Here is an 8,857-nt window from a genome sequence, read left to right as displayed (position 1 = left end):
GTGCTCGCCGCCGGCCTGTTCGACTGGGGCGCGCCCGAGCTCGGCGCCTATGGCCTGGGCCTGGTGATCGTGGCCGGGGCGAGCGCCTGGGGCGCGGGCCGGCTGGAGGGTCGGCTCTCGTCGCGCGCCCTCGTGCTCGGCTCCATCGCCCTGCTGGCCGTCGCCGTGGCCGGGGTCAGCGGCCTGCGGGCGGATGCGGTGTTCGGCCTGCCGGTCGCGCCGCCGACGCCGAACGACGGCTTCATGGCCGCGCCCGCCGAGCGGATCTTCATGGCGCTCGGCCTGCTGATCGGCGTGGCCACCGGGCCGCTCCAGGCCGCCATGCGGGCCTGGATGGCCGAGCTGATTCCGGCGGGGGAGGAAGGGCGCTGGTTCGGCCTGTTCGCCTTCTCCAACAAGGCCACCGCCTTTGCGGCCCCGCTGGCCATCGCCGCCCTGACCCAGGTCGCCGGCACCCAAAGGGTGGCCATGCCGGTCATCGTCCTTTTCCTGGCGGCCGGCTGGGTCGTGCTGCGGGGCGTGCCCACCGCGGCCCGCTAAAGGGCGACGTCCAGGCGCAGACCCAGGGCGCGTCGTTCACCGGCCACATAGGTGGGCAGGCCGAAATCCTCGCCGCCGTTGCCCGCCTCGACGATGTATCGGGCGTCCAGCGCATTGGTGGCGAAGACGCTGGCGCGCCAGCGCCGGTGGTCGGGTTCGAAGGCGACCGACAGGTTGAGCAGGCCATAGGCCGACTGGCGCGGCTCGAAGTCGAGGGGAGCCACGAAGGCGCCGGTCATCAGTTCGGGCCGGCCGTTGTCGTCCGCGAAATAGTGCGCCCCGCGCCAGGCGTAGACCGGGGTCGTCAGCACGCGCCCGCCCGGCACGGCGTGGGTCCAGGTGAAGCCGAGCGTCGCGCGCGCGTCCGGCTGGAGGGCGAAGCGGTTGCCGGCGTAGGCGCCGTCTTCGAAGCGCGCGTGGGACCCCTCCAGCACGGCGAAGCCTTCGAAGGCCGGTGTCGGCGCCCAGCGCGCCTCCGCCTCCAGGCCCCAGGCGTCGGCCCGCCCGGCGTCGGTCACCACATATTGCGCGCCCTGCTGCTGGAGCGTCTGGAAGTTGCGGTAGACATAGCGATAGAGGGCCGTCTCCATCCGCAGGCCGTAGCGCGGCGCGGCGGCCTTGGCTCCGATCTCCACGGCGTCGATGGTCTCGGCCGAGACCGTCGAGAACACGACCGGTCCCTCGGGTCGGGCCGGGGTCTCGGGCGAGAGCACGCGCGGCCGGCGGCCTCGCCCGTAGCTGGCGTAGGTCATCACCGCGTCGGTCAGGTCGTATTTGAGAACGAGGCGCCCGGCGAGACCCTCGTCGTCCAGGGCCGCATAGGCGGTCGCGCCTCCGGCGGTGGGTTGGGCGCGCAGGCCGAAGCGGGGCAGGGGATAGGTCGCCGACGGCGGCCGCGTGGCGGCGCCAGGGGCGGCGAGGGCGGCGAACAGGGCGTTGCGCTGGGCCGCGGGCTGGCCCAGCGCCCCGAGGAAGCCGGCCAGGACCGAGCGGCTCTCGACCTCGGCGGACAGGCCGCTGACCTTGTCCATCCAGCCGTAGCGCAGCCCCGCCGTGGCCTGCAGCCGCGGCGTGAGACGCCAGGCCACGTCGCCGTAGACGTCGATCCCGCGAGACTTGCCGAAGTCGGCGTAGGCCTCGCGGTGGTCGCCGCGCAGATTGGCCGCGATCCCCTCGGCGAGGGCCGGGGCGAGCGTCGCTCCGCGCGCCTGGGCGACGCCGCGCAGCAGGGCGGCCTGAACGGCCGGCGCCGTATAGGCGTCCTGCGGGCGGAGGTCCGGATCGGTGCGGTCCAGCCGCCCCGTCAGAAGGGCCAGGACAAGCCGTTCGTCGATCTGCAGCGGGATGCGCTGACGGCCGCGATCGGCCTGGGCGCTGAGCCCGAACACCGCGTCCAGGGCGGGGTGGGGCGTCCAGTTGGCCCGCAGCTCCTGGCTCCACTGTTCGCCGGAGGCGTCGTCGCCGACGGTCAGCAGCGGCAGGGCGAAGCCGTCGAAGTCGAGGATTTCGAGGCTCTCGAACCGGCGTCCGGCGGTCACGGCGGACAGCTCGAGGTCGGGATGGATCCGCCAGCGGTTCAGCCAGACCAGCCCGTCCAGGCGGCGTTCGCGCCCGAGGGGGCGTCCGCCCTCAAAGCCGTCGCCGGCGGCCAGGGCGGCGCCGCTCCAGGACGACAGGTCGCCGAGCGGTTCGCCCGTCGCCGGATCGGCGGGGCGGAAGGTCCGGGACTTGAAGGCCTGGCCGGTTCCGGTCTCGCGCTCGAGGTTGAGGATCAGGTCGCTGCGGAAGGCGGGCGTCGGGCGCGCCGTGAGGGTGAGACGGGCCGCGTCGGTCCGGCCCTCGCCGAACCGGCCGCCGCCCAGGAGGTCCGAGTTGCGCCCCGCGTCCTCGCGCCGGCGCACCGCCAGCCGAACGGCCAGGGCGTCGCCCAGAGGCGCATTGACCACGCCGTCGAACAGTCTTTGGCCGCGCGACCCGGCCTCGATGGCGAAGCCGCCGCCGGGCTCGGGATCGGCCTTGTGCTGGATCACGTTCACTGCGCCGGTCAGGGCGTGGCGGCCGAACAAAGTGGTCTGGGGCCCGCGCAGCACCTCGATCCGCTCGAGGTCGAAGAGTTCGAAGACGGCGGCGCGGGCGCGCGACAGCGGCGCCCCGTCCTGGAACACCGAGACGCGCGGCTCCTGATAAGCGGAGCCGTCCCCGTTTGAGACGCCGCGCAGCACGATGACGGAGTCGGACGGCGACTTGGACTGGACGGTGAGGCCCGGCGTCACCGCGGCCAGGTCGGAGAAGCGGAAGAGGCGCAGGGTTCGGGCCTCGGCGGCGTCGACCGCGGTCACCGCCACGGGCGCTTCCGACAGGGCTTCAGCGCGACGCTGGGCGGTGACCACGATGTCATCGACCCGCTGCGGCTCCTCCGCCGCGGGTTCCGCCCAGGCGAAGCCGGCCGGTCCCGCGGCCGCGCCAATCGTCAGCACCGCCGCCAGCGCCCGATGTCTCATTTTCGTAACCCCCGTCTGTCGTCGGCCCGACGCTTGCAGTATTCACGCCTTAAGGGGACGCGCCGTCTCGGAATGCGGCGTTCGGGGATCAACACGTGACCACAGACGCGTCGGCGGAGCAACGCTGGATCAAGGGCGAGCCCCGTTCGGCGAACGACCGCGTGCGGCCTGAGCAGCCGCCCCTCAGCGCGCCCTGGTCGCCCGGGGCCCTGATCGCCCGGTTCGACGCGGCGGCGGCCCTCCATCCCGATCGCGTGGCCGTCGACGACGGCGTCATGGCGCTGACCTTCGCCGAGCTCCGCCGGCGGGCACTGCGGTTGGCCTGGGCCCTGGCCGAGGCGGATCTGGAGCCGGGTCGCCCGGTCGCGGCGGTCCTGCCGGCGAGCGTCCTCTATCCCGTGGCGCTGCTCGCCGCCCTGGCCGCGGGACGGCCGCTGGCGCCGGTCGATGCGACCCATCCGCCCGAGCGGCAGCGCGCCATTCTGGCCGAGACGCGTCCGGTCCTCGCCCTGGTCGATCCCCGCAGCCCTCCGGACGCGGAGCTGATGGGCGACACGCCGATCCGGCTCCTGGACCTCGAGGCCCCCGCCGACGCGCTCGACGACGGCGCGCCGACCGATTGGCCCGCCGCTTCCGGCGACCCGCTCGCCGGGGTCGCCTTCACCTCCGGCAGCATGGGCCGGCCGAAGGGTCTGGCCTACCGCCAGAGCGCCATCTGGGCGATGGGGACCGAACACATCGATCTGCTCGGCATCGACGCCGACGACGTGATCCTGTCCCTGGCCTCGCTCGGCGCCGGCGGGAACCAGGACCTGCTGTCCGGCCTGCTGACGGGCGCGCGGGTGCGCATGCTGGAGCTGAAGGCCGCCGGCCTCGCCGAGACCCTGCGGGTGCTGCGCGAGGACGGCGTCACCCTCCTGAGCATGATCCCCTTGGTCCTGCGCACCCTGATGGGCCAGCCCGAGGCGCCGGCGGCCTTCGCGCGGATGCGTGCGGTCACCACGGGCGGCGACCGCCTCTACGGTGAGGACGTGGCGCTGTTCCGGTCCGTGTTGCCGGCGGGAGCGGCGATCCGCTTCACCCAGGGCTCGACCGAGACCGGCGTGGTCTTCCACTGGATCCTGCCTGCGGACGGCGCCTGGGCGGCGCGGGCGCCCGTCCCTTCGGGCCGTGTCGGCGCGCACTTGGCCGTCCGCATCGTCGATCCCGACACCGGCGCGGACGCCGAGGCGGGGGAACTGCTGGTCAGCGGCGAGGCTATGGCCGCCGGGGCCTGGCAGAACGGTCGGCTGACCGCGGGCGCTTTCGTCGCGGCCGAGGCCCCGGGCGGGCGGCTTTACGACGGCGGCGACCTGGTCGAACGCACGCCCGACGGCCTATTCCTGTTCGTCGGACGCCGGGACCGCCAGATCAAGATGCGCGGCCTGCGCGCCGATCCGGCCGAGGTCGAGGCGGCGCTGCTGAAGGCCGCGGGCGTGGCCGAGATAGCGGTGGTGCCGCGGTATACGGCCGGGGAGGCGGTGTTCGTCGCCTTCGTGGTCCCGGAGTCCCTGCACGCCCCCCCGGAGGTCGCCCGGCTGCGCGCCGCCGCGGCCCAGGAGGTCCCGCCCCATATGGTTCCCGCCGAGGTCCGGCTGCTGCCCGCGTTGCCGCGCCTGGCCAACTACAAGGTCGATCTGGCGGCTCTGGTCGCGATCGACCGCGCCGCCCTGCCGGCCGAGCCGGCCGAGCCGGCCGACGGCGCGGGCGCGCCGGATGCGCCAGACGCCTCGGCGGCGGACCCGGCGATCACCGCAGCGGTCACCTCGGCCTGGCGCGCCGTGCTCGGCCCCGGCGCGGCCGGCCGGGCGTTCGACGCCGCGGGCGGGGATTCGCTCAAGTTGCTGCAGACGGCGCTCCACATCGAGGAGAGTCTGGGCCGTCCGGCGCCGCTGGACTGTTTTGACCTGCAGGCGACGGAGGCCGACCTCGCCGCCCGGCTGACGCGCCGGTTCGCCAGCGCCCCCGGGGCTGATGCGCGGCCCGTGGTCGTCCTGTGCCCCGGGCTCGGCGGCGACGAGCCGCGCCTGGCCGCGTTCCGCCAGGGCCTGTCGGACCGAGTGCGGTTCGAGGTCGTGGCCTATCCCGGGCTGGAGCGGTCGCCGCGCGATCTCGGGCGGCTGGACCTGCTGGTCGAGGCGGCGCTGGCGCGGGTGGAGGCCGTAGCCCCGACGGGCTCGGTCGCGCTCGCCGGCTATTCGGCCGGGGGCGTGGTGGCCTATGAGGCGGCGCGGCGTCTGGCGCGCGACGGCCGTACGCCCCGGTTCCTGGGACTGATCGACCTGGCCGCCGAGCGCGGCGATGTCCGCCATTGGCTGCGGACCGAACGCCCCGGCGCGGGCGGTTTGGCGCGCCTGGTCCGCGAGGCTCGGGCCCAGGGCCTGGCGGCGGCCCTGAAGGATCTGCTGTTCCACCTCCTGCTGCGGCTCCGGGCCTTCGGCCTCCTGCGCCGCCTGATCCTGGCCAAGGCGCGGGTGAGCGGGGCCCACAGCGTGGCCTTCGTGCGCAAGATCCTGATCGAGCATCTGCGTGGGCCGGCCATCCTCGCCTGGCGCCCCGCCGCCTACGCCGGGCCGGTGACCCTGTTCCGGGCGGAGGCCCAGCGCGCGCCGCAGGCGGCCGACGATCTGGGCTGGGGGGGCTGGGCGCCGGACCTGACCGTCCGCCGGGCGCCTGGAGACCACTACACCATGTTGCTCTCGCCGCAGGTCGAGCGGCTGGCGGCCCTGTTCGCCGAGGCGCTCCAGGCCGCGCCGGCCGCAGTCCCGTCGGCGCCTTCTGACCCCGCGGGCGACGAAGGGGCGCGCGTGGCGTCATGAGCCTGCCCGATCCCGCTCCCGCGCAGCGGTTCACCAGTGCCGCCTTTTGGTCGACCAGCGCGGCGGCGGTCAGCCAGATCGTCCGCTTCGGCCTGTTCGTGGCCCTGTCGCGTCTGGTCAGCCCGACGGAGTTCGGCGTGGTCGCCCTGGCGGCCATCCTGGTCGAGCTGTTGTCGAGCGTCTCGGACGGCGGCATGTTCGACGCCGCCATCCAGCGCCGCAGCCTCGACGACCGCGAGGCGAGCACCGCCTTCTGGTTGATGACAGGCATCGGCGTCCTGCTGTTCGGCGTGGCGCTTCTCCTCTCCCCGCTGGCGGCCTGGGTCTTCCGCACCCCGGCGGTGGGCCCGGTCGTGGCCCTGATGTCGCTGAGCCTGGCGGTCGCCCCGCTGGGCGCGGTCCACCTGGTGCGCGAGACACGCCGGCTGGCGTTCCGGCGGCTGGCGATGTGGAGCCTGGCGTCCTCGATCGTGGGCGGCCTCGTGGGCATCGCCCTGGCGCTGGCGGGCCATGGGGTGCTGGCCCTGGCGGTGCGGGGCCTGGTCACGGCGGCGGTCATGGTGGTCCTGGCATGGATCGGGGCCCCGTGGCGTCCGCGTCTGGCCTTCGACCGGGCGGCCGCCTCCGACCTTCTGCGGTTCGGCGGCAGTCTTCTGGGATCGCGCATCGTAGCCCAGGTCAATGCACGGGGCGTGGAGCTCATCGCCGGCCTGACCATCGCTCCGGCTGCGGTCGGCTTCCTGCGGGTCGGCGGCCAGTGCCTGAACCTGCTGACCCAGCTGACCGTGGCCCCGCTGACCCAGATCGCCATGCCGCTCCTGGCGCGAGCCCGCGACGATGACGCCGCCTACCGCGACGCCCTGGTCCGCGTCGCCGGCCTGTCCGCCCTGGTCCTCTATCCCGCCTTCTTCGGCGCCATGGCGGTCTCGAGCGTCGCCTTGCCGCTGGTGTTCGGCGCCCACTGGGCGGTCGCCGGCTCCATCATGCCGATCCTGTGCGTCATGGCCCCGGCGCTGCACGCCAACCTCCTGATCAGCGCCGTGCTGGTCGCCAAGGGCCGTGGGCGGCTGATGTTCTACTGGAGCCTGGCCCAGGCGGTGGTCGGCCTGCCGCTCGCCGCGATCGGGGGGGTGTTCGGCCTCTATCCGCTGGTGATCCTGAGCGTCGTTAAATCCTACCTCCTGATCCCGGTCGGCCTGGTCTGGATCCGGCGTGCGGCCGATACGGAGATCGCGCCGCTGTGGCGCGGCGCCTGGAGGCCCCTGCTCATGGCGGTGGCCATGGCGGCCGCGGTTGAAGGGCTGAAGCGCGCCTTGCCGGCGTCGCTGGCCCCTCCGGAAGCGCTGGCGCTCCTGGTCGGCGCCGGCATGGCCCTGTTCGTCGCCGGCATGCTGGTGATCGACCCGGAGCTGCGCCGTCAGGTGGGGGAGGGGCTCCGCCGCGTCCGGGCGCGGGCGGCGACCTGAGGCGGAACCGTCACCCTGCACCCTCGTTGGTTCGGCATGGCCCGTCCGTCTCCCCCTCTGGCCCCGTGGCGCGATCTCGAGGCCCGCTGGACGCTTCGCCCCGCCGCTCTCCTGGGCGCCGTCGCCGCCAGCGGCGCGCTCTGGGCGCTCATCGTCGCCTTTGTGCTCAGGCTCTAGTCGGAGCCAGCAGCGCACCCGCGATCTGTCGGACGGTCAAACGCCGTCGCCTCCAACCCGCCAACGTTCAGGACGCTTTCGCCTTCAGCTCTGCAATGCGGGCTTGGCAGAGGTCGGCGACGAGTTCCCGGAGGTGGCGAGCGCGGGCCATCAGCCAGTCCAGATCCTCAACCGAGGCGTCGTACTGGTCGCTGTAGCGGGCCTCAACATAGGCCCGCTTCAACAACTCGAAGCGCCGCCGGTCGAAGCGCTGATCCCGAGGCCAAGCCTTCACCAGACGGGTGTCCACATCCTCCGCCAGGGAGCGGAGGAACTTGATGTTGTGAGAGCGAGGGAAATGGAAGGTGTGCACCAGCAGGACGCAGGCGTAATCCGCTTCGACGGCTTGATGGAGGCTGAAGGCCGCTTTCCTGCGCCACTCGATATCGTCTGCGCGATCCAGAGCGACCTGAGAAAGCTCCAGCCACACATCGACCGAGCGAGACAGCCTGACGTAATAGGCCTCGGCGTGAGCGAGCGCGTCGGCCGGCGTCATAGGCTGCGGCGTCGCGAACGGATGGCCGGGAATCTCGTAGAGCGCGATGCCGTCTCGCACGATGTCGCTCCAGAAGTACTCGCCGCGCCGCAGGGCGTCGTTCACATCCTGAAGGTCGTGTACGATCAGATTGACGGTGCGGCCGATCGCGGGATCGCGGAGGATCTGGTCTTCCGAATTCCACCAGTAGTCGGCGATATTGGTGAGCTTCTGGTGGTTCACCACGATCAGCAGGTCGAAATCCGAAAGATAACCGTTCTCCGGCTCATCGACCCAGTCGGTGCGCGCATACGAGCCGAACAGGATGATTTTCAGCACCATGCCGCCACGGCGCCAGGTCTGAGTGCCGCCACCGCCGCCGTTCTTCGCTGCCTCGAAACCGGCGAGTAAGAGGTCGCGCACCCGTTCAAGTTCACGCTGCTGGCGTTCAGGAAGATGGTCGAGATCGGACCGCATCAGGCGAGTCTAACCGAAATCGCGCCGGTTGCATCCGCCAACGGCGACGCTGAAGAGAAATATGCGCCCCTATTTGCCGGTCACGGCGGAAGGGAGGCGCTGGATTGCGCCACTTGCAGGCATTCAACCGCTGCCAGTAAGCAGATCTTCGGGCGGTGGCGGATTTGAAATCCGCATTTGACTGAGGCCGTGTAAAAACGCCTTGAGCTGCTGCGGTGGGCGCGCGGCATTGAGGCCGGAGCGCCTCCTTCTCAGGCCCTGATCGCTTCCATCAAGGGCTTGGTCCCGAGCACCGCGATCACCCGCTTCATGTTGTAGGCGAGG

Annotated in this window: 7 protein-coding genes; 4 read left to right on the top strand and 3 right to left on the bottom strand. The window is 72.6% G+C overall.

What is annotated here, in order from left to right:
* Positions 1–540, top strand: a 540-nt coding sequence (locus ACE3PU_RS12210; protein WP_374390145.1) for an MFS transporter, incomplete at its 5' end; no start/stop codon positions are given.
* Here the strand turns inward: ACE3PU_RS12210 and ACE3PU_RS12205 are convergent.
* Complete coding sequence (locus tag ACE3PU_RS12205) at positions 537–3,041, bottom strand: TonB-dependent receptor (RefSeq protein ID WP_374390143.1); 2,505 nt, start codon at positions 3,039–3,041, stop codon at positions 537–539. The two genes, ACE3PU_RS12210 and ACE3PU_RS12205, sit on opposite strands and share 4 nt — an antisense overlap.
* Before the next feature lie 95 nt (positions 3,042–3,136).
* Here ACE3PU_RS12205 and ACE3PU_RS12200 point away from each other — a divergent pair, with 95 nt between their 5' ends.
* From ACE3PU_RS12200 to ACE3PU_RS12190, 3 genes are read left to right on the top strand one after another with little or no spacing between them, the layout of a single operon-like run.
* Positions 3,137–5,899: an AMP-binding protein gene (locus tag ACE3PU_RS12200; protein ID WP_374390141.1), complete on the top strand. Its 2,763-nt coding sequence runs from the start codon at positions 3,137–3,139 to the stop codon at positions 5,897–5,899.
* Positions 5,896–7,365, top strand: a complete 1,470-nt coding sequence (locus ACE3PU_RS12195) for a lipopolysaccharide biosynthesis protein (RefSeq protein ID WP_374390139.1) — start codon at positions 5,896–5,898, stop codon at positions 7,363–7,365. The genes ACE3PU_RS12200 and ACE3PU_RS12195 overlap by 4 nt, the downstream gene beginning before the upstream one ends.
* 36 nt (positions 7,366–7,401) lie before the next feature.
* Positions 7,402–7,542: a hypothetical protein gene (locus tag ACE3PU_RS12190; RefSeq protein ID WP_374390137.1), complete on the top strand. Its 141-nt coding sequence runs from the start codon at positions 7,402–7,404 to the stop codon at positions 7,540–7,542.
* A gap of 67 nt (positions 7,543–7,609) precedes the next feature.
* Here ACE3PU_RS12190 and ACE3PU_RS12185 read toward each other — a convergent pair whose 3' ends face one another.
* Both ACE3PU_RS12185 and ACE3PU_RS12180 read right to left on the bottom strand, forming a co-directional pair.
* Positions 7,610–8,533: a HEPN domain-containing protein gene (locus ACE3PU_RS12185; protein WP_374390135.1), complete on the bottom strand. Its 924-nt coding sequence runs from the start codon at positions 8,531–8,533 to the stop codon at positions 7,610–7,612.
* A gap of 123 nt (positions 8,534–8,656) precedes the next feature.
* On the bottom strand, positions 8,657–8,857 hold a 201-nt coding region (locus ACE3PU_RS12180), incomplete at its 5' end, for a hypothetical protein (protein ID WP_374390133.1).

This window comes from Brevundimonas sp. (genome assembly GCF_041911375.1).
Taxonomy (GTDB): domain Bacteria; phylum Pseudomonadota; class Alphaproteobacteria; order Caulobacterales; family Caulobacteraceae; genus Brevundimonas.
The sequence above is the reverse complement of the archived record's forward strand: the minus strand, read 5'-3'. Positions and strand labels throughout refer to the sequence as shown.